Genomic DNA, 19,500 nt, shown 5'->3' with positions numbered 1-19,500 from the left:
AACCGTCTCTAGGCAGGGCAGCTGCCGAGGCGGTTTTTTTTGTATAGAAGGACTTCAAAAAATAAAGACAATAAAGCGTATAAAAATAATGGAAAAACAGATAATGAAAAACTGAAGCTTTCGTTTAGAAAATAGTAAAAGCTGAGGTGATGTGCTGTGACAGATAAGTATGATTGCGTTATTATAGGTGGAGGAATTGCTGGACTTCAAGCCGCTATTCAGCTTGGAAGATATAAGCGCAGTGTATTGGTTATTGATTCAAACGATGGACGTTCCAATCTTTGCAAAAATTATCAAAATATATTGGGATGGCCTGAGGGAATAAGTGGGCAAACTCTAAGAGAAACGGGAAGGAAGCAAGCAAAAAGCTACGGCATTCAATTTGCAGAAGAGCGTGTCCTTCAGTGTGAAAAAAGAATAGAAGGGTTTAACGTCATTACAAACTCTGCGAACTATGAAGCAGCTACTTTACTGTTTGCGACGGGAGTAGTAGACCGGATTCCGCCTGAACTTCAGCAAGAGCTATATCCGTGCATGGGAACAACCGTATATGTATGTCCCGACTGCGATGGGTATGAAGTAAATAATAGAAGGGTATTAGTACTAGGGTCAGGAAAAGCAGGAGCCAGTTTATCTCTTACGTTAACATATTGGACAAATGACATTACGTACATTAATCACGACAAAAAAGAAATTGGACCTTTAGCAGATACCTTGATGCAAAAGGGAATTACCTATAAAGAAGCGGCAATAAAAAAAGTCATAGCTGAAGCAGACATGTTAAAAGGAGTCATCCTCGAAAACAATGAATTTATCTATGGAGAAAAAGGTTTTTTAGCGTTCGGAGGAAATAAAGTTCGAACAGAGTTAGCGCATGAGCTCGGAGCAGAACTTCTAGAAAATCAGCACATTATCGTAAATCCGCGTACAAAAGAAACAAATGTCTCAAACGTGTGGGCAGCAGGAGATATTGTGGCTCATTCTGAACAAGTGACGGTAGCGATGGGAGAAGGTTTACAGGCAGCTATTTGGATACACAAACGCTTGTTAGAGCTTTATGAAAAATAATTGTTTTTTTATCCGTTTCTGCACACGCTACATTCTAAGTGGGAAAAGTCGATTCTTAGTGTTTTTTGTAATGAAACTCTGTACAGTATTCTGTGTTCAATAACCTTTCTTATTCTATTTTATATTACAATCGAATAAGAGAAAAATAAGAAAGAGTGATAATGGGGGGTTATTGGATATGCACGTGTATCAACAGGATGACAAAATTTAGATTTACAAACAGATGTACTTATAAAACGTGGTTGTACAAAATTTTTCACGATAAAATGAGTGGAGCAAAAAAACAACGTCCTGGTTTGGAGGAGGCTCTGGGTGATGCTCGTGAAGGAGATGCAATTGTTGTTTGGCGATTGGATCGACTAGAACGCAATATGCAGGATTTGATTCAAATTGTAAACAGTTTAAATGAACGATATATAAGATGCTTTTATCTGTAAAACGCTCGTAAAAGTGGTGTGTCAATATAAAGGCGTTCGTATAGTGTTTTTATACTTTTTCGAATACCGAAAACTGTTCGCTAATGGAGCTTTAGTTTGGTTCGCAAAGGTGTACTTTTACGGACTTTAAATTCAATAGTTTAGATAGGTGGCATTTCTAACAACAATATTTTTAGATAAATATTCTGTTACAATTGGTACAGAGGATATCTTATTATATTTGTGGAGGATCTAGTCATTGAAATATAAATTAAACAAAAGTAAAATATTGAAAGCTGATGATATCTGGAATGCGGTTGTCGATTTGATGGGGGAATACAAATTTCCAACGGAAAACCAGGTTGCCAATAAAGTATATATAGTTTTTGATTATTATTCTGAACTTGAGAGTGGGGGACATGAAAAACTATTTGATTGGTCTTCATGGTATATAGATGAGATAGGTGTAGATAATTACTTTAGGGAATTGACGAGTATTCTTGAAGACATTAATGCTCATGATTATTCACTGATTGAGCAAGAATATGGTGAAAAGTTGTGGAACTTATATAAAGCTTTAGAAAATGACGAAATAGCAGAAGAAGATTTTTGCAATGTCCTAGAACAAGCTGATAATGAATATCTAAAGCTGGGCAGTAAATTGGGTGATTTGTTAGAGGTTTACTTTATGAAAATATTTACAGAGGTATTCGAACTTGTAGAGGATTAAATTTTAAATTTTTAAAGATAACAAATGTATAAAAGATACATTTGTTATACATCGATGTGGCTCGTCCTTTTAATAAAAAGACAGGTGTATCAATGATGTATAAAAAAAATACATAAATGAGAAAATGGAAAAGCTAACGAGTCTTTATGTATAAAGGACTCGTTTTTTATATGTGTACCGGAAGAGACATTATGTTAACTAACTTTGTGTAGAGTATACAGGTTGAAAAACGAAAAAACTACTGAACAGGAATCAGTAGTCTTCTCATGAAGCATGTTGTGAACTAAAGAAAGTAGTGAGGATTTCCAATTAGAAGCTTCGCAGCGTCTTAGGTAGTTTGTTCAAAGGTTTCAAGAGCTATGCAACCTTTACATAGCAACTTTGCAATAGGATATTGCATGAGTAGATTTGTCCCGAAAATACCTGTTATGTAAATTAGATTTATATATGATATATAATCAAAAAAGAAAAATTTGGATAAAGTTATTGTTAAAATGACTTTTATTATGTACAATTTTCTTATAAAACAGACTATGTGTTACTGGCGTAAACATGGAGAACCATGAGGAAGCACATAGATAACGGCCGTACGCCTGGGCAAAGTATTTGAACATGAGTTCAAATACTTTTTTTATTTAGAAAGGGGATTTTTTAAGTGAAAGAGATTGGTTTACGGTACGGAATGAATCCAAATCAAAGTAAAGCAAAAGTTTACAATGCAGAAAACACACCTATTAAAATCTTAAATGGAGAAGCGAGTTATATTAACTTTCTAGATGCATTAAATGCTTTTCAATTGGTTCGAGAGCTTCAACAGGCCACTGGTCAACCTGCAGCTACATCTTTTAAACATGTAAGTCCAGCAGGTGCAGCTGTGTATACTCCACTAAATGAGACACTTACTGAATCCTATTTTGTTGAAGGCTTAGATTTGTCTCCTTTAGCGATTGCTTATGCAAGAGCACGTGGGACAGATAGGATGTCTTCATTTGGAGATTGTGCTGTTTTTAGTGATGAAGTGGATATAACTGTAGCTACTCTCCTCAAAACAGAGGTTTCTGATATGATTGTTGCACCAAGCTACACTCAAGAAGCATTAGAGATTTTGAAACAGAAAAAGAAAGGAAAATATCTTATTTTAGAGATTGACCCAAACTATGTACCTGATCCAATTGAAAAAAGAACGGTATTTGGCATTACGCTAGAACAACAAAGAAATGATGTACAGATTGGGAAAGAAGTTTTTAATCATATTGTTACGACTCAATGTGATATCCCTGATCATGCAAAGAGAGACCTTCTTGTTGCTCTTATTACATTGAAATATACACAATCAAACTCTATTTGCTTCGCCTTAGATGGCCAAACAATTGGAATTGGTGCTGGACAACAGTCTCGTATTCATTGTACAAGGTTGGCAGCTGAAAAAGCTGATAACTGGTGGCTAAGGCAACATCCAAGGGTCCTTAACATGAAATTCAAAGAAGGCATTTCTCGTGTAGAAGTGAACAATGCAATTGATGGATGGCTGAATGATGATATTACTGAGGTAGAAAATGAACAATGGAAACAGTGTTTTGAAGAGGTCCCTGCTAGGCTAAGTAAGAGTGAAAAACAAGAATGGCTAAAAGGATTAAAAGGCGTTTCCTATGCATCTGATGCTTTTCTACCTTTCCGTGATAATATCGATCGTGCAGCTCAAACTGGCGTTAAGTATGTGGTTCAAACAGGAAATTCTTTACGAGATGAACAAGTTACACAGGCAGCAAATGAATATGGAATGATCATGGCGCATTCAGGCATACGTGTATTCCATCATTGAGGTATGAATTAAATATAATTAGCCCAAAAGAGCCAAGACCTTATAAGGGAACTGGCTCTTTTATGACCTTTTCAATAATTTGTGTGGGGTTAACTAACTCTGTATATCGTATATAGTTAAAACAAAAGTATTAAGCCTTTATTTCTTCGGCTAAATTTTGGAGTAATTCTTTTGTGGTTAAAACTGTAGCAAACTCATTGTCTAAAGTAGCTAGTGACACGTTATGTATTTGTTCAGCTGAATAATACGTATTGTCTGCCCCTTTTATTGCAAATGCAGCTGTTGCATCTGATACTAAGTACGTTTCGAATCCGAATTTACCACTCATTCGAGTAGTAGTTGAGACACAATGTGGAGTTGTTAACCCTACTATTACAACCTTTTCTATTTGGTTTTCTTTTAAATGTTTTTCCAGTCCAGTACCTATAAATGCACTATTTACTTTCTTTTTAAAGATTGGTTCATTTTCAGCTGGGACTGCAACATCTTTAAAATCTGAACTTGGTTTACTAGGATGAAAAATCGAATGGTCGTTATCGGATAAGTGCTGAATATGTATAATTGGGTATTTCTTTTCTCTCCATGTTTTTAAAAGGACTTGAACATTGTCTTCAGCATTGAGGTTATTTCTTATCCCCCACTTTTCATCTTCAAAAGCCCTTTGAATATCGATAATAATTAAAGCCGGATTGCTGAAATCTTTTCTCATATGTAATTCTCCTCCACTCTTTTATACATATTTTAACATTTATGTTAGATTGGTGAATTAAAAATAAGATTTTTATTTAAGTATATACACTTCCTAGAAGCAGTATTATATTGGTTATGGGTTCATATTATATACATTTCGAAGAAGGATAGATTTCGTAAGTTCGAGTTATATAATATAAGATTTTAATTTGATATAATATTATTTTGGATTTTTTACCACAAAAATCAATAGGGGGATACAATGAAATGAGTAAAAAAACAGCTTTGTTGCTTATCGATGTTCAAAACATCATGTTTTCTTATGAAGGTGGACCTTTATGGAATGAACAGCAAGTGCTTCAAAATATTACTTATCTAAGGGAAAAAGCGCACCAATCTAATGTACCAATTATCTATATCCAGCATACAGACCCTAGTTATAATAGTATGCTTAGTGAAGGAAAAGTCACATGGGAAATCCATCGTGATGTTAGCCCCTTACCAACAGACATAGTTATTCAAAAATCTTCTTGGGACGCATTTTATCAAACAACTCTACATAAAAAACTTCAGGAACTTGAAATTGGAAAATTAGTCATTGCAGGGATGCAAACTGAATTTTGTTTAGATACTACTTGTAGAAGAGCATATAGCTTAGGGTATAACGAGAATATCTTAGTAAAAGATGCTCATAGCACATTTGATACGGCTGTGCTTTCAGCTTCAAAAATAGTAGAACATCATAATAATATTCTAGGCGGCAGATTCGTTACATTAAAAGAAGTAAAGAAAATTATATTTTAATCTAATAAATAACTTTTCAAAGAAAAAAACAGCCTTTCAAAGGCTGTTTTTTGTTCCTGGAACGCACACTATGTAAACTAACCATGTATATGTATATACAACTTGAAAATAGGAAAAATACTTGTTTTTACTAACTAGGTTTTGAGACTAGAATAGTGTCCCAAAACCAATAAATGATTGATGTACTAACTATATAAATATAGACCTCATAGTTTTTTATAAATGAAGTCAGGTTATATGTTAAAGTATAAAAAATATAGTAAACAATAGAAGATATCAATAAATAGCACAGTAAACTTATTATACTGAATCTGGGTAACTTTTTAGTTAAAAGCAGGGATGTAGGTAGTCCAAAAACTGTATATAAAATGACGTAAACTACTGTGCTTATAATTATGCTAACTGGCAATGCAGGTGAAACAAGATCTTCCACTCCGTATTCAGTAATTAAATACAATAAAGATAAGCAAATTGAGGATAGCAATATAGTCAGTACATATTTTTTAATCATAAAAATTTACCTCTCGTTCTACTAACTCCCCATTTCCCCTTCTACATAACGGATTCCAAAAAATGTGTAATAGGTAACACGGTAATTTTTAACTGAATTTTGTTTTACTGAGTCCCATTGGTGTCCATTGGGTTTAACCTCATAACCTTGCACCATGAATTTATCCAGTGGTCTAAGTGACCATTGATGAAACTCTTTTTCAAGTTGTTTCACTTGCTTTTTCTTTTCTGGCGAACTCAAAGAACTTGCTTCATTACTTGTTATTCTAGGTATACCAACAGCTAGAGAAATAATAACCACAATAAGGATTCCCCAACTCCAAAAAAGCTTTTTCATATTGGATATTTCTCCCTTTTTTGTTCTTATTATATTATATCTATTCATATAACACTAATTGATTATGGGGAGTGAACAAGGAACTATTCTGTAATTCTTTTTTTGTTCCTGAAATGATGATTATGTAAATTACAACTGTATTTTTTATAGACCTGATATTCCAAACGCAATAGCAATAAATAAAAATAGTACAATTGCTATTGTAACAACGGTTAGTACGATTTTTTTCCATGCATTTTTAGGACTTAAAAATGCAAAAATTAATGTCAAAGCTAATCCAATCAATAACCATGTATTAATAGTTGTGGATGAGTAATTATTATTTGTTGTCGCTAAGTATAGATAATAAAACATTAATCTTCATAATTTAATTTTTATCTTTTTTCGGCTAATTGAAGACATATGAAAAATATCTAAAAAGAATATAGGAGGGTAATTACGCATATTACATATTATTCTATATCTCACTTCATCTATCAACCTTGCATAAAAAGAGTTCAAAAGGGAATACTGTTTGCAAAAGAGAAAAGATAAAGGGGTTGACGTTTTATGGAAAATAATGTACTTAACGGAATGGATCGGGTTGATCCAAATTTACGTGATGAAATGTTGGCTGAATTGTTTTTGGATCAAATGATGAATGACTTTAAAAGAAGTAAAATCCTCGAGGAAATTGATCATTCCTTAAAGAATAAAGATAAAGAAACTTTTTTACGTTTAACAAAGAAATTAAAATCTGTATCTTAATAAAAACAATATAATATAGAAGACACTCGTCAAAAGAAGCCTTTGCTCAACAAGAGCAAAGGCTTCTTTTCATAAATTTTTCCTATATTCAAATCGGATTAAGTTCCCTTTGTATAAGAAATAAACTGAAGAATAATACTACCTGGTAAATAAAAGAATTTCCCATGGAGTAAATAACGATATTTTAAGGGTGTTTGTGTCTAGATCCTCCTTAATATAAAGATAAATAGGGTGATTAGTATGGAGAAATCAATGGTTTCCTATCTTCCAGAGTGGCAAGTTTTTATGCAAGCGTTAATGGCATTTTTCATCCTATATATAATCTGCAGATTGTTTAATTGGACTCGTACTTCAGAGGAAGAGTGGTGAAAATGAAAACAAACAGGAATCTGTATCTAAAAATTCAGCTAATCCATTTACACGTGATTTCAATTCAAATGTAAAGGAAGTTAGAAAAGAAATTGGTCATAACTCTGAAGTTCATTTTAGGGAGTTTATTATAGGACGTACCGGCATTCGAGCATGTATTGTCTTCGTTGAAGGGCCATCAGATAAAGATCTTATTGATAAACATATTTTGTCATCATTGATGGCTGATTTTTCAGCAGAATCCTAATTGAAACAGCCTTACGAAAAGGGTAGCTTATGATGAAAGGAAGTGAACTGTGGGTAATGATCAATTCAAACGATCGTATTACGACACCTCAAGCAACTGTAGTTGTTATCAATTTTATACTTGGAACAGGAATTCTTACCTTGCCCCGGACAGTTGCGGAACAAGTAAAAACACCAGATGTTTGGTTAAGTGTTATTTTAGGCGGAATAATTGCCATGATAGCAGGAGTAATTATGGTGAAATTAAGTCAACGCTTCCCTGAAAAAACCTTTTATCAATACAGCCAAGAAATTGTAGGGAAATGGATGGGCAAGTTATTTAGTTTCTTCATAATAGGTTATTTTTTAGTACTTGGTGGGTTTCATGCCCGTTCATTGGCAGAAGTAACAGGATATCTATTGTTGGAAGGAACCCCTAAATGGGCTATTATTATGCCCTTTATGTGGGCAAGTCTCTACCTAATCAGAGGGGGGATAAATCCAATCGCTCGTCTATTTGAGATTATATTACCTATTACGGTTATTCTTTTTTTACTTGTTGCCTTTATGAGTATCAAAATATTTGAAGTAGACAATCTGCGCCCGGTACTAGGTTTAGGTATCACACCGGTGCTAAAAGGCATAAAAACAACTGCTCTTGCATTCACGGGTCCTGAAATCATGCTTTTAATATTGGCATTCATGAAAGAACCAAACAAAGCAGTAAAAGCTGTACTGATTGGTACTGCGATTCCTTTACTTCTTTATGTTATTACCGTCGTGATGGTTATCGGAGCGTTCTCAGTAGATGGAGTGGTTACGAGAACGTGGCCTACGCTTGATTTAATAAGAAGTTATGAATTAACTGGGTTAATATTTGAACGCTTTGATTCTCTGTTGCTGGTGGTATGGATTATGCAAATGTTTACTTCTTTTACTGTTAACCATTACGCTGCTTCATTAGGACTATCTCAACTTTTCCAAAAGAACATTCATCCATTTATGTATGGCGTGCTTCCCGTTATTTATCTTATTTCCATGATCCCCAAAAACATCAATGATGTATTTAAAGTAGGGGATATGGTTGGCAACGCTGCCTTAGTTTTATTTGGCTTTTTGCCGCTGCTGCTTCTCATTATTTCAAAAGTAAAGGGGAGAAAGTATGAAACAAACCTTTAATCACGTACAGTTCTTATTGGTTTTTCTCTCTGTTTTTTTGCTCGTTCCTCTGACGGGCTGCTGGAGTAGTCATGAAATTGAAGAAAGAAGTTTAGGGGTAGGTGTGGCGCTCGATAAGGGGAAGGAGTCCATGATTGAAAAAGAATTTGAGGAACAAGGAGGGGGATATGCGAGAAAGAACCTGATTACGTCAACCTATCAACTTATCACCCCACAAGTGGCAAGTTCAACCACTAAACAAGGAGGTCCTCAACAGAAATCTTATGTGAATGTGTCTGAAACAGGAGATTCTGCTTTTCAAATGCTTCGTGAATTATCTTTAAGAAGTGATACTCCTTAACTAGTCCCCATATGAAAGTGATGGTTATCGGTGAGGCCCTTGCACGATCGTATAGTTTGGAACAATTAGTGGATCAAAGTCTTCGGGACAATGATTTTAGACCAAGTTGTCTGATGTTTATTAGTAAAGGAAGAGCAAGCGACACACTCGAATCAAAAACAGCAGGAGAGATCCCAGCATTTCGTTTGTCTGCAATGGTAGAAAACCCCTATCGAACAACGAGAATTTTACCTCCTATGCCGCTTATTAAACTGGAGAGCAAGATCCAATCACGGTCTAGTTTTCTGTTGCAAAATATAGTATCAGCAAATGGAGAAATCAAATTTGCGGGTGCTGCCATAATTAAAGGGAAAACAAACAAAATGATTGGTTTTTTGAATGAAGAAGAACTAGATGGTCTGACTTGGATCACAGGAAAAGGGAAAGGCGGTCTAGTGAAAAGCTTTAATGAAAAGACTGGTCAGCTGATTGTATACGAAATAGAATCTATGAAAAGCCATATTGAACCTCATGTTAAAGGAAATAGCATTTCCTTCAATGTGCATATTGAAGCCGAGGGGAGGCTATCTGAAAATTGGGTGGTCTCAGGAAATCCTTTAAAAAATCAATTTTTACAGAAGGTGCAAAAAAACTCAGAAAAAAAAGTGGAGCATCTTGTAAAAAACACGGTAGAAAAAATGCAAAAAGAATATAAAGTCGATGTGGCCGGGTTCGGAAATCAATTGAGAATTAAGAGGCCCAGAGTATGGATGAGGGTTAAAGCCAATTGGGATCAAACATTTAGTGAAGTTCCAATTAACTATGATGTGAAATTAATGATTAAAGATTATGGAGCGTCAGGATCAACGAAGTAAGCTTTCAAGTTTAACTTTGCTTATTTTGATGTCAAAAATGAAAGAAAGCTCCAAGGAATAACCTTGAGGCTTTCTGAAAAGTATTCACCCTATACTTATTTAAGAGCTTCTTTTAATTCTTTTCCGGGTTTAAACGCAGGAACTTTGGAAGCTGGAATCGTCATTTCTTCACCAGTTTGGGGATTACGTCCGGTACGAGCTGCACGTTCACGTACTTCAAATGTGCCGAATCCAATCAATTGAATTTTTTCTTCATTAGCAAGTGTATTAGAAATCGTTTCAAACAATGCATCTACAGCTTTTTTAGTATCTTGTTTCGTTAGTTCTGATTTTGTTGCAACTGCATCGATTAATTCAGCTTTTTTCATATGTAAATACCTCATTTCTTATTGCATATATAGTATGTATATGTAGAACATATCACAGTCTTTATAAAATGTTCAAACATAAGCACTCATTTGATGATTTAAAAAGTTATCTAATAAACTAGATGCTGAGATTTGCTCTAAGACAAAATGAACCCCATTCAAGACAGAAGAAACTCGTCAAAAAGGGAGCTGTGCTCAATAAGAACAAAGCTCCCTTTTGATGATTTTCTCCTATTTTCAAATGGATGTAACCTTTGCATTAGAATATTTATTATTTATTCAGTCTAGATGAACTGTAATTAAGAAGGATTTTTACTTGTACTATGCTAAAACCTATTAATCCCCCAATAATAGCTGGACCAATCCACCCTAGTCCTACTTTGTACATAGGAAGAACTCTAATAAAGAAACTATTAATAGATGAAATGTGAATACCGCCCGTATTTAATCCATCAAATAGACTAATAATAAATGTCAAAAGTAAGCTCCCTTGATAAACTTCAGTTTTTCCTTTAAATAAAGGATGAAAAAAAGTTAAGAATATCAATACAATAGCTAATGGATAAATAGCTGTTAATAGAGGTATAGAAATAGCAATTAACTGCGTTAACCCGATGTTAGCAACGATTGCACTAAAACCACATAGACTAATAGCAAGTATTTTATAAGGTACCTTTGGAAGTAGTTTATGAAAGAATGAAGAACAAGAAGCAACAAGTCCTACACTAGTTGTTAAACAAGCTACCGTAATCATTAATCCTAATAATATTCCACCGTAAGCTCCAAAATAATAATTCGAGACTTTTACCAAAACAGTACCTCCGTTATCTAAGTGTCCAAGTTTTTCTACACTTGAAGCACCCATGTAAGAAAGAGCCGTATAAATGGTTATTAGGATAATAGCAGCAATTCCTGTGGCTTTTGCACAAATAGTCATAATGTGTTTTTTTGTTTTTGCGCCTTTTTCTTTAATAGCATTAATAATAATAATTCCAAAAACAAAAGCTGCAAGAGCATCCATTGTTAAATAACCTTCCTGAAATCCCTTGAAAAATGAGTGGATTTTATAGTTCTTCGTAGGCGCCTGGAAATCCCCAATAGGATGAATAAAAGCCATCGCTACAAGAATCCCAATAAATGTTAACTTAATAGGGGTTAGGAATTTTCCGATAATATTGATAGTTTTAACAGGATTTAGTGAGAAAAAGCATGTGATGCTAAAAAAGATGATGGTGAAAATAAATAAAGGTATGTGGTCTAGATCTTCCGCCAAGAAAGGTTTGATGCCTATCTCAAAAGAAACGGTTCCTGCTCTTGGTATGGAAAATAAAGGACCAATCGCTAAATAAAGTACGGTTGTAAATACAAGAGCAAACACAGGGTGTACGCGACTCGCTAGTGACTGTACATCATCTTTCCCCGAAAAACCAAATGCTAACACACCAAGTAACGGTAACCCAACTCCGGTTACTAAAAATCCGGCATTAGCTGACCAAATATTTATTCCTGCTGATTGACCAAGCATTGGCGGGAAAATTAAATTTCCTGCCCCGAAGAATAGAGCAAATAACATTAAACCAATAACTAATATAAATGAAAATGGCACTTTATCCGACATATAAAACCTCCATAAAATAACAGCTTTCACTATTGTTATATAAATGAAACAAGAGACCAAAAGAATGTACAGTGTTTTTTAGAAAACTTTTCGGCCTTTTTATGTTTTGACTTCTCGTGGCATTACGATAGTTAGGAATTCGACTTTTCCTATAGCCCTCGAACATATGAGAAAAGAGAAAAAGATGCCCTAGGCATCTAATAAGACAAGTAAAATATCTCAATAACATCGTCAAAAGAAGCTTTTGCTATTGTAAGTAAATTCCCTTTTAGAAGAGTTTCTTCTATTCTAAATTATGTCCATGAGATGGGACAGACTTAAATCTTAAAATCTTTACATTTTGAATGAACACTCTTTCTTTTGTAGATATATCCAATTTAGCTAACCTTACAATTTCATCTGGATCATTAATGGATTGCATGACTATGGAATTATTAATTATTTTATTATTTTTTAATATAGAATAGTCTACCGTAAAGATTTTTAACTTTCCTACCTTATTTTTCAACATAACAACTATCTCCACATACTTATAAAATACTTGTATTAGAAACCAATTTTTATACAGCTTTTTCTTTATCTAATTGAGATTTTATTGTTCTCTCCCTTAATTTCATTTCTTCATTTACTTTGGTGGCTTCCTTGAGGTATTCTGTTTTAAATCCACTCTTTACAGCCCAAACATAAAAAACAAGAGACAAACATGTAATGATAAGCATGTCCCAACCGTATGGAATAACATTTATTCCACCAAATTTTTCACTTCCTAAATATGAAATAACCATCATACATAATAAGTAAGTAACCATCCAAAGTCCAGCTAAGAAGTTCTTCTGGAACCCCTTCCATTTCAACTTTGCTTGATAATAAAAGTAAATAGGAAGACCCATCATAATAATGAATAACACCTGTCCTGTAAGTGGCCACCTCGCCCAGTACAGAGTTAATGACGCAAATATAAAACCCAGTGGCGCAATAATACTTAATCCCTTTAAACGTAATGGTCTGTACAACTCTTTTCCCGTTCTTCTTAACGTCATGGCTGTAACAGGTCCGGTAATATAAGAGATTAATGTCGCAACTGAAATAATTTCAGCTAATACACCCCAACCTCTAAATAGAAATAAGAAAATGAATGATACGGCTAAATTGAAAAACATTGCTTGACGTGGCACACCATAAATAGGGTGCAATTTCCCTAAAACACCAGGTAAATATTTATTCTTTTCCATACCGTATATCATACGAGATGTGGTAGCAGTATAGGTTATTCCCGTTCCAGAAGGAGAAACAAATGCATCAGCGTACAATATAATAACAAGCCAGTTAATACTTAGAGCAATAGCCAAATCAGCAAATGGAGAGTTGAAATTAAGGTGACTCCATCCATGAACAACCATAGAAGGGTCAACTGCTCCAATAAACGCAACCTGTAATAAGATATAAATAACGGTAGCAATTAGAATCGATCCTACTACAGCTAATGGAATAGAACGCCCAGGATTCTTTGCTTCTCCAGCCATATTAATAGGGCTTTGAAAACCATTAAATGCAAATACAATACCGGACGTTGCTACCGCCGTCAGTACGCTTGCCCAACCATTTGGCGCGATGCCTTCTTCAGACGTAAAATTTCCACTATGAAAACCGGCAAATAAAAGTGATCCAATTGTTAAGCCAGGAATCACGATCTTAAAGATTGTGATGAGTGAATTTGCTTTGGAAAAAAGACTTACTGTCCAATAATTTAATAAGAAATAAATAAGTAATAAAACGGAAGCAATGCCTAATCCAGGTAAAGTAAGCGTGCCATTTTTCACTAAACTACTTGTCCACTTTGCCCAGTCCCAGGGCCAAGAACTCATATATTGTACAGAGGCAACAGCTTCAACTGGGATAACAGATACAATAGCAATCCAGTTTGCCCAAGCAGCAATAAATCCAAGAAACGATCCATGAGAATATTGTGTATATTTAACCATACCTCCTGCTTCCGGAAACATAGATCCCAGCTCGCTGTAAGAAAGTCCAATAAATAAAATAACAATCATACCGATAATCCAGGAAATAATAGCAGCAGGTCCAGCAATTTGGGCTGCTCTCCATGCTCCGAATAACCAACCTGAACCAATGATGGAACCTAGTCCAACCATTGTTAAAGAAAAAGTTCCCATCCTACGCTGTAAATGATTCATTTTTTTAACCTCTCTCATATAAGTTGTAGTAATTATAGAAAGACTATTACACCCTCCATAGTCCCTTTCTTAGTAAGGGAAGGATTATAGTAGATATCGTAGTCTGCTTAGCTTCAAAAGGAGTTGATATATCAGCGTAGCTTTAAGAGATAGTGATACTCCTTTAGGTCATTAATAAGGATACAATGAGAGCAATTTTTTTCTGTAGTTAGTTTATAAATATCTTCACTCCATTAAAGTAGAATTTTATTAAACGCTTTCATTTTTCCTCAACGAAATCGTATCTTTAATTTATAATAGGAACTATATAATCATACAGAAAACGACAAAAATTATAAATTTTTTAAATTTTTTTGTGAATGATTTAATAAGGAAGAAGTGCGTATTCTCCATTATTTAAATATAGAAACATTTAATGTTGTCATATATGGATTTAAATACTTTTTACATATAAATAATTTAATGGATATTATTGGCTGATTTTATGTAGATTTTTGTTTAATTCTGTAGTTTGTATCATAAAATGAGGCTTAATAAATCTTTGTTATTAGTTTAAATTCATATATTACTTTTATTAAAAGAAAATAAACAAGAAAAAGATGATTTAAATTAGGAGTGAGAAAATGAAAAAAATAGGGCTGATTAAAGGTCTGGGTAAATTTGGACGTATCACATTCCCTAGTGAACTACGACGAACCTTAGGGATAAAAGGCAGTGAGAGTTATGTGGAGATGTCTATAGAAAATGAAGCAATAATTATCGAAAAATGTGGCGAAAGTAAACCCTGTGCTATCACTGGTAAGGTAAGTGATAAAAATAAAGTGTATATAGGTAATATCGTGCTAAGCTCAGAAGGAGAAAAGATTTTATTACAACAATTAATTGATATAGAAAAACCGATTGAGTGACCATTCTTTCATAATGTCATTACTGATATTACATTTGGTATAACCGATATATACCAATTAATTTCTGTGTTCGTAGCCACCATTTTACACCAGATTCCAAAGTGCATGGCAATCGTGACTATTCTTTCTGTAGCAAAAGTAACTCAATTATCCTTTTTACTAATTGTAGCCTTCTTATCTTTATCCTTAGGTGGGAGTTTATTAATTGGAGAAAGCGTACAAGCCTCCTCACTTAAATTACAAGCTTTATCTACTAGGGGAGCAATCGGTACATTGTCCTTGGTTATCTTTCATGAAGTAATAGGCCAGGCTGTAACTTATTTTAGACTTCTACATGTATGGATGCTTATAGGTTTAGGAGTATTAATTATTTACGTTTATCGGTATTCACTTTCACTATTTCATGGCCATTAAAGGGATTTTATTATTAGTTGTTTTAAAAACGACAAGAATGATGGATATACCTTGTAGGTTAAACTTTTCATTACTATTAGAGGATTAGTTACTAATATAATAGTAGGAAGGGTGTCTTAGTTGCATAAAAAGTCTTTAGTCGTATTAATCATGTTAATAGTAAGCATAGTTTCTACAGCCTGTTCAAATTCAAGCGAAGAAACAGCTAGTAAAGAAAAAACAAATGCTACAAAGAAAGAGCATCAACAACATTCAGAAAACATTAGTCGTGACATAAAGGAAGAAACAGCTAGTAATGAGGTTTTACCTGAATTTTTGAAGGATAAATCAGAAGAGATGCAAACCATTTACGCGAATGCTGCCCAAAACAAAGAGCTACTAGAGAATATTCCATGCTACTGTGGCTGTGGTGAATCGGCGGGGCATAGAAATAACTATGATTGTTTTATCCATGAGAATATAAGAGATGGAAAGGTAATATGGGATGACCATGGAACAAAATGTGGTGTTTGTCTCGAAATAGCAGCTCAATCCGTTTCTGATTTGGAATCTGGTAAATCAATTAAACAAATTCGTCAATCAATTGATGAAAAATATAAAAGTGGTTATGCAAAACCAACGCCAACTCCTGAAGTTTAAGGTCAAGTATAGGCTTTTAGCTGACATGTAATTAAAGATATCAAAAGGTTAATTAAAACAAATAGGACCTTGAGAAGAGTAAGTTATATATCTTGCTCTTCTCAAGGTCTTTTTTATTAATACATAAAAATTACTTTTCTACAGCTACCATTGTTTTTTCTTTACTTGTTGTTTTGAGTATAGAGAGCGACATGATTATAAATGAAGCCACACCTATCATTCCTAGAACAAATAAATAGCTTTCAATATCATGCCCTCCAAAGTAGAAGATATTACGTAGACCTTCTACACTGTATTTAAAAGGAACCCATGAATAAAACCAATCTTGAGTTACTGTAGGTAGAAACTCTGGAGGTAAATTTAATACCGGAATTGAGAAGAGAAAAAGTAAGATGAATAATGGAACCCCTACCAATCCTAACCAATTTAAAATAGCGTTTTGAAGTAAATAAAACATAAATGCAGTAAATAGTAAAAATAAGAATGTTGCCTGGAAGTCAGATATATTAACGTTTAATACATTATCGGTAAATAAAAGGACTGTAGAAGCAATGGCAGTTGCAAATAGGAATCCTGCAACTAATTGAGCTAAAATAGATCGGATACTTATACGCCCATTTGTAACCTTCTTCATAATAATAAAATGAATAACAGAACTAATAATGACTGCGATCCATATTATTTGTGTAAATAATACAGGGGCATTTCCATTAGCTGTATGATCTCCGACTTCGTTAGCTGTTTCATTCTTCACAAGTAAAGGACTGCTCAAAAGTTTAGCTTGCGAAGGAGTAATAGTAGCTTTATTAGTCTCTAACTGGGTAAAAACATTATCCTGAATTTGCCCATTTATTTTAGAAAGCAATTGATCGATAACCTGCTTTGTTGTATTAGCAGCCGTGTAATGCATTCCTTGATTAATAATTACCTCTACTTCTGGCTTTTGTGGTGAAGGAGATTGAAGTGACAAAATTTGTTGAGACATATTCTCTGGAATCACAATCGTTGCATAGTATTTCTTTTCATTCATTGCACTGATAGCATCTTCTCTTGCGTCAATCACTGACCACTTAAAAGGAATATCTTTATTATCTAGTAACGTTTCCTTATATTGTTCACCAGCATTCAGTTTTGTCTTATTAGGCAGTTCAGCACCTTTATCATTTACTACTAATGCAACTGGCAAGTCCTCCGGAGTGGGATTAACAATTGACCCTATGAAAGCAATACTAAAAATCATAACGACAATGACAATTCCTAGTAAGCTCCCCCAAAATCTTTTTTGTGAAAAAAAACTCTTAAATACGCACACGTAATCTCCCTCCTGAACATCTTGTTTTCATTGACAGGGCGTTGCATAAGGAACGCCTTGTTATATACAATGTAATTATATTCCTTATCTTCACATACTCAATAATCAATATTGTGCTATTTGTTATATATACAACAAATGAGTGCTGAGTGTTAATTAAAACTGAAATCATAGACAGGTGATGAGAAAATGTTTAAAAAAACAGATTTGCGTGTTATTCGAACAAGAAAAATGATTAAAGAATCGTTTATTGATTTAATCCAAGAGAAAGGCTATGAATCTATTACCATTAGGGATATTGCAGACAATGCATTAATTAACAGAGCTACTTTTTATCTTCACTATGTAGATAAGCAGGATTTGGTGGATAAATTAATTGACGAAGTTTTTGAGGAACTAACAGATATTATTAACCCTTGTATATACATCCAAAAGAAAAGAGTGAACATATCGCAATTTCAATCAATGATTGAAGCTATATTTACAAATATTTTCCATCATGCTACGTTTTATCAAATCATGTTAAGTGAAAAAGGGGTACATGGATTTAATCGCAGAATGCAAGAGGTTATTCAAGAGAAATTTAGAAAAGAATTCGCCACAATAAATTTACAAGAACAAAAGTTTTCAACTCCTCCTGAATTATTGATACATTTCATTTCTTCAGCATTGATTGGGACAGTAGAATGGTGGGTTAATAATGATTTAGTCTATTCTCCTAAACATATAGCAGTGCAGTTAGTTCACTTAGTAACGATTGGTCCATTACAGTCTTCAGGTTTTGAAATTGAAGCATAAGATAAAATTAAGCTTGTAAAGAGTTCCAAACTCACTTCAATAAGCAATTTTGAAAACATCAGCATCACCTAGTTTTTTATAAAAAATGGGATTATATCTAGAATAAGTTCCAGAAGAGATCTTGAATGTAGATAGATATAATTCCTCAATCTATCCTTATCATTTTTTACCTTTATTCCCAAATGTAAATTTCATTCTTTTTTTAAAAATTTTTTGTACCATTCTTATTTAGCAAAAATGGTAACGTTGTCATATGTTTTAACATTCAAAAAAATGTTTGAGTGTTATAGAAACATATTATACGTAGTGAATATCTCACTTCTAAATAAAGATTCATCTGCTCTAAAAAAACATCTGAACTTTCTTATATCTTATAGTCCTTTTATTTTTATAAAACTTCCTAAAAATACTGACTGAAATGAATTTTGCTTTGATTTTATCAATATAATTTTAAGTATAATACTGTACTTATCCGAGTGGATAAGTAGACTTTATTTCACCTCCTAAAAGTCTTGTAAAATAGTTATTAAATTATTCTTAAATTTGGAATAAAGTGATTGACAACCCAAAATATTGTTTGTAGAATCCATTTGTAGCTACCATTTTTACAAATAGAGGTAATTATAGGTTAATTTTCTTCTGTTTTGATGTAGTAAAATATTACCATTATGGAGAAGATGTGGAAAAATCGCCCGATAATTAAATGAGTTTTTATTATTTTAAAGTAGTTTGTTTAATTCTTTATGATAGTTACTTATATTTAAACAATGATGGGAGAAATAAAAGATGTCAGACGATACTTTATATAAAAAATCATATTTAAATAGATTAGGGGAATTAAAGGAAAGATCACCAAAAGTTGCAGCAAAATTTATGCAGTTTGAACACGAAGTCTTTAATACAGGTACGATTCCTCCTAAAATAAAAGAGTTGATCGCTATTGCTGTAGCGCATACAACAGGATGTCCATATTGCATTGAAGCTCATGTAGCTAAGTATAAAAAACTAGGTGGAACTATGGATGAAATTTTAGAAGCAGTGACTGTAGCAGCTGCGCTTAAAGCTGGGGCTGCAATTAGTCATAGTGTAAATGCCATCAATGCCTTCGAAAGAGAGTGAATTTTTTAGTTTGTTAATTTTAGAACATATAAAATGAG

Annotated in this window: 19 protein-coding genes, 2 pseudogenes and 1 riboswitch; of the genes and pseudogenes, 13 read left to right on the top strand and 8 right to left on the bottom strand. The window is 33.6% G+C overall.

Annotation, left to right across the window (positions count from 1 at the left end):
* Positions 1 to 156 precede the first annotated feature (156 nt).
* The 4 genes and pseudogenes from OK414_RS15150 (at position 157) to OK414_RS15135 (ending at position 4,036) form a co-directional block, all read left to right on the top strand.
* A complete protein-coding gene (locus OK414_RS15150; protein WP_095379448.1) occupies positions 157 to 1,068 on the top strand; it encodes an NAD(P)/FAD-dependent oxidoreductase in 912 nt (303 codons plus the stop codon).
* Positions 1,069 to 1,239: 171 nt separating this feature from the next.
* Positions 1,240 to 1,481: pseudogene (locus OK414_RS15145) on the top strand (recombinase family protein); the annotation flags it as partial.
* Positions 1,482 to 1,743: 262 nt separating this feature from the next.
* Positions 1,744 to 2,214, top strand: a complete 471-nt coding sequence (locus OK414_RS15140; RefSeq protein ID WP_263045167.1) for a hypothetical protein — start codon at positions 1,744 to 1,746, stop codon at positions 2,212 to 2,214.
* Positions 2,215 to 2,741: 527 nt separating this feature from the next.
* A riboswitch (ZMP/ZTP riboswitch) is annotated at positions 2,742 to 2,820 on the top strand.
* A gap of 49 nt (positions 2,821 to 2,869) precedes the next feature.
* On the top strand, positions 2,870 to 4,036 hold the full coding sequence (locus tag OK414_RS15135; protein ID WP_263045166.1) for a phosphoribosylaminoimidazolecarboxamide formyltransferase: 1,167 nt from the start codon (positions 2,870 to 2,872) through the stop codon (positions 4,034 to 4,036).
* 130 nt (positions 4,037 to 4,166) lie between these two features.
* Here the strand turns inward: OK414_RS15135 and OK414_RS15130 are convergent, their stop codons facing one another.
* Positions 4,167 to 4,745, bottom strand: coding sequence for a cysteine hydrolase family protein (locus OK414_RS15130; protein WP_263045165.1), 579 nt, complete (start codon positions 4,743 to 4,745; stop codon positions 4,167 to 4,169).
* 248 nt (positions 4,746 to 4,993) lie between these two features.
* Between OK414_RS15130 and OK414_RS15125 the strand changes: the two genes are divergently transcribed.
* Positions 4,994 to 5,530, top strand: coding sequence for a cysteine hydrolase family protein (locus OK414_RS15125; protein WP_216875634.1), 537 nt, complete (start codon positions 4,994 to 4,996; stop codon positions 5,528 to 5,530).
* Between the two features lie 130 nt (positions 5,531 to 5,660).
* On the opposite strand, the gene OK414_RS29975 is transcribed toward OK414_RS15125, so the two are convergent.
* Positions 5,661 to 6,041: a UPF0715 family protein gene (locus tag OK414_RS29975; protein WP_404932055.1), complete on the bottom strand. Its 381-nt coding sequence runs from the start codon at positions 6,039 to 6,041 to the stop codon at positions 5,661 to 5,663.
* Between the two features lie 21 nt (positions 6,042 to 6,062).
* Positions 6,063 to 6,377, bottom strand: coding sequence for a hypothetical protein (locus OK414_RS15120; RefSeq protein WP_263045164.1), 315 nt, complete (start codon positions 6,375 to 6,377; stop codon positions 6,063 to 6,065).
* A gap of 549 nt (positions 6,378 to 6,926) precedes the next feature.
* Here OK414_RS15120 and OK414_RS15115 point away from each other — a divergent pair.
* The 3 genes and pseudogenes from OK414_RS15115 (at position 6,927) to OK414_RS15105 (ending at position 10,091) form a co-directional block, all read left to right on the top strand.
* Positions 6,927 to 7,124, top strand: coding sequence for an IDEAL domain-containing protein (locus tag OK414_RS15115; RefSeq protein WP_171779150.1), 198 nt, complete (start codon positions 6,927 to 6,929; stop codon positions 7,122 to 7,124).
* A 645-nt stretch (positions 7,125 to 7,769) separates the two neighbouring features.
* Positions 7,770 to 8,897 (top strand): spore germination protein, encoded by a 1,128-nt coding sequence (locus OK414_RS15110; RefSeq protein WP_263045163.1) that lies wholly within the window; start codon positions 7,770 to 7,772, stop codon positions 8,895 to 8,897.
* Positions 8,881 to 10,091 (top strand): annotated as a pseudogene (locus OK414_RS15105) (Ger(x)C family spore germination protein). The gene OK414_RS15110 and the pseudogene OK414_RS15105 overlap by 17 nt, the downstream one beginning before the upstream one ends.
* A 95-nt stretch (positions 10,092 to 10,186) precedes the next feature.
* Here OK414_RS15105 and OK414_RS15100 read toward each other — a convergent pair.
* The 4 genes from OK414_RS15100 to OK414_RS15085 form a co-directional block, all read right to left on the bottom strand.
* Entirely contained in the window at positions 10,187 to 10,459 is a 273-nt protein-coding gene (locus tag OK414_RS15100; RefSeq protein ID WP_013083575.1) for an HU family DNA-binding protein, read from the bottom strand.
* A gap of 271 nt (positions 10,460 to 10,730) precedes the next feature.
* The gene (gene brnQ, locus OK414_RS15095; protein WP_263045162.1) at positions 10,731 to 12,077 is read right to left on the bottom strand and encodes a branched-chain amino acid transport system II carrier protein; all 1,347 of its coding nucleotides are present in this window, start codon (positions 12,075 to 12,077) and stop codon (positions 10,731 to 10,733) included.
* 283 nt (positions 12,078 to 12,360) lie between these two features.
* Entirely contained in the window at positions 12,361 to 12,588 is a 228-nt protein-coding gene (locus tag OK414_RS15090; protein WP_034651196.1) for a hypothetical protein, read from the bottom strand.
* A 49-nt stretch (positions 12,589 to 12,637) separates the two neighbouring features.
* A complete protein-coding gene (locus OK414_RS15085; RefSeq protein WP_016764520.1) occupies positions 12,638 to 14,272 on the bottom strand; it encodes an APC family permease in 1,635 nt (544 codons plus the stop codon).
* A gap of 623 nt (positions 14,273 to 14,895) precedes the next feature.
* Between OK414_RS15085 and OK414_RS15080 the strand changes: the two genes are divergently transcribed.
* The 3 genes from OK414_RS15080 (at position 14,896) to OK414_RS15070 (ending at position 16,233) form a co-directional block, all read left to right on the top strand.
* Positions 14,896 to 15,180, top strand: a complete 285-nt coding sequence (locus OK414_RS15080) for an AbrB/MazE/SpoVT family DNA-binding domain-containing protein (protein WP_034651199.1) — start codon at positions 14,896 to 14,898, stop codon at positions 15,178 to 15,180.
* A gap of 114 nt (positions 15,181 to 15,294) precedes the next feature.
* On the top strand, positions 15,295 to 15,594 hold the full coding sequence (locus OK414_RS15075; RefSeq protein WP_264363539.1) for a hypothetical protein: 300 nt from the start codon (positions 15,295 to 15,297) through the stop codon (positions 15,592 to 15,594).
* A gap of 120 nt (positions 15,595 to 15,714) precedes the next feature.
* Complete coding sequence (locus OK414_RS15070; RefSeq protein ID WP_230586545.1) at positions 15,715 to 16,233, top strand: PCYCGC domain-containing protein; 519 nt, start codon at positions 15,715 to 15,717, stop codon at positions 16,231 to 16,233.
* Between the two features lie 130 nt (positions 16,234 to 16,363).
* On the opposite strand, the gene OK414_RS15065 is transcribed toward OK414_RS15070, so the two are convergent.
* On the bottom strand, positions 16,364 to 17,545 hold the full coding sequence (locus OK414_RS15065) for a YhgE/Pip domain-containing protein (RefSeq protein ID WP_263045161.1): 1,182 nt from the start codon (positions 17,543 to 17,545) through the stop codon (positions 16,364 to 16,366).
* Between the two features lie 189 nt (positions 17,546 to 17,734).
* On the opposite strand from OK414_RS15065, the gene OK414_RS15060 reads away from it, so the two are divergent.
* Positions 17,735 to 18,343, top strand: a complete 609-nt coding sequence (locus OK414_RS15060) for a TetR/AcrR family transcriptional regulator (RefSeq protein WP_263045160.1) — start codon at positions 17,735 to 17,737, stop codon at positions 18,341 to 18,343.
* A 786-nt stretch (positions 18,344 to 19,129) separates the two neighbouring features.
* Complete coding sequence (locus tag OK414_RS15055; protein ID WP_013083567.1) at positions 19,130 to 19,462, top strand: carboxymuconolactone decarboxylase family protein; 333 nt, start codon at positions 19,130 to 19,132, stop codon at positions 19,460 to 19,462.
* Positions 19,463 to 19,500: the final 38 nt, after the last annotated feature.

It is taken from the genome of Priestia sp. JV24, assembly GCF_025910025.1.
Taxonomy (GTDB): Bacteria; Bacillota; Bacilli; order Bacillales; family Bacillaceae_H; genus Priestia; species Priestia megaterium.
Note: the sequence above shows the minus strand (reverse complement) of the source record. Positions and strands in the feature narration are given on the sequence as shown.

Bases quoted from the DNA above. Each gene is read 5' to 3' on its own strand.
- OK414_RS15130 (WP_263045165.1), bottom strand. From the start codon at position 4,745: ATGAGAAAAGATTTCAGCAATCCGGCTTTAATTATTATCGATATTCAA.
- OK414_RS15125 (WP_216875634.1), top strand. From the start codon at position 4,994: ATGAGTAAAAAAACAGCTTTGTTGCTTATCGATGTTCAAAACATCATG.
- OK414_RS29975 (WP_404932055.1), bottom strand. From the start codon at position 6,041: ATGATTAAAAAATATGTACTGACTATATTGCTATCCTCAATTTGCTTA.
- OK414_RS15120 (WP_263045164.1), bottom strand. From the start codon at position 6,377: ATGAAAAAGCTTTTTTGGAGTTGGGGAATCCTTATTGTGGTTATTATT.
- OK414_RS15115 (WP_171779150.1), top strand. From the start codon at position 6,927: ATGGAAAATAATGTACTTAACGGAATGGATCGGGTTGATCCAAATTTA.
- OK414_RS15110 (WP_263045163.1), top strand. From the start codon at position 7,770: ATGATGAAAGGAAGTGAACTGTGGGTAATGATCAATTCAAACGATCGT.
- OK414_RS15100 (WP_013083575.1), bottom strand. From the start codon at position 10,459: ATGAAAAAAGCTGAATTAATCGATGCAGTTGCAACAAAATCAGAACTA.
- brnQ (WP_263045162.1), bottom strand. From the start codon at position 12,077: ATGTCGGATAAAGTGCCATTTTCATTTATATTAGTTATTGGTTTAATG.
- OK414_RS15090 (WP_034651196.1), bottom strand. From the start codon at position 12,588: ATGTTGAAAAATAAGGTAGGAAAGTTAAAAATCTTTACGGTAGACTAT.
- OK414_RS15085 (WP_016764520.1), bottom strand. From the start codon at position 14,272: ATGAATCATTTACAGCGTAGGATGGGAACTTTTTCTTTAACAATGGTT.
- OK414_RS15080 (WP_034651199.1), top strand. From the start codon at position 14,896: ATGAAAAAAATAGGGCTGATTAAAGGTCTGGGTAAATTTGGACGTATC.
- OK414_RS15060 (WP_263045160.1), top strand. From the start codon at position 17,735: ATGTTTAAAAAAACAGATTTGCGTGTTATTCGAACAAGAAAAATGATT.
- OK414_RS15055 (WP_013083567.1), top strand. From the start codon at position 19,130: ATGTCAGACGATACTTTATATAAAAAATCATATTTAAATAGATTAGGG.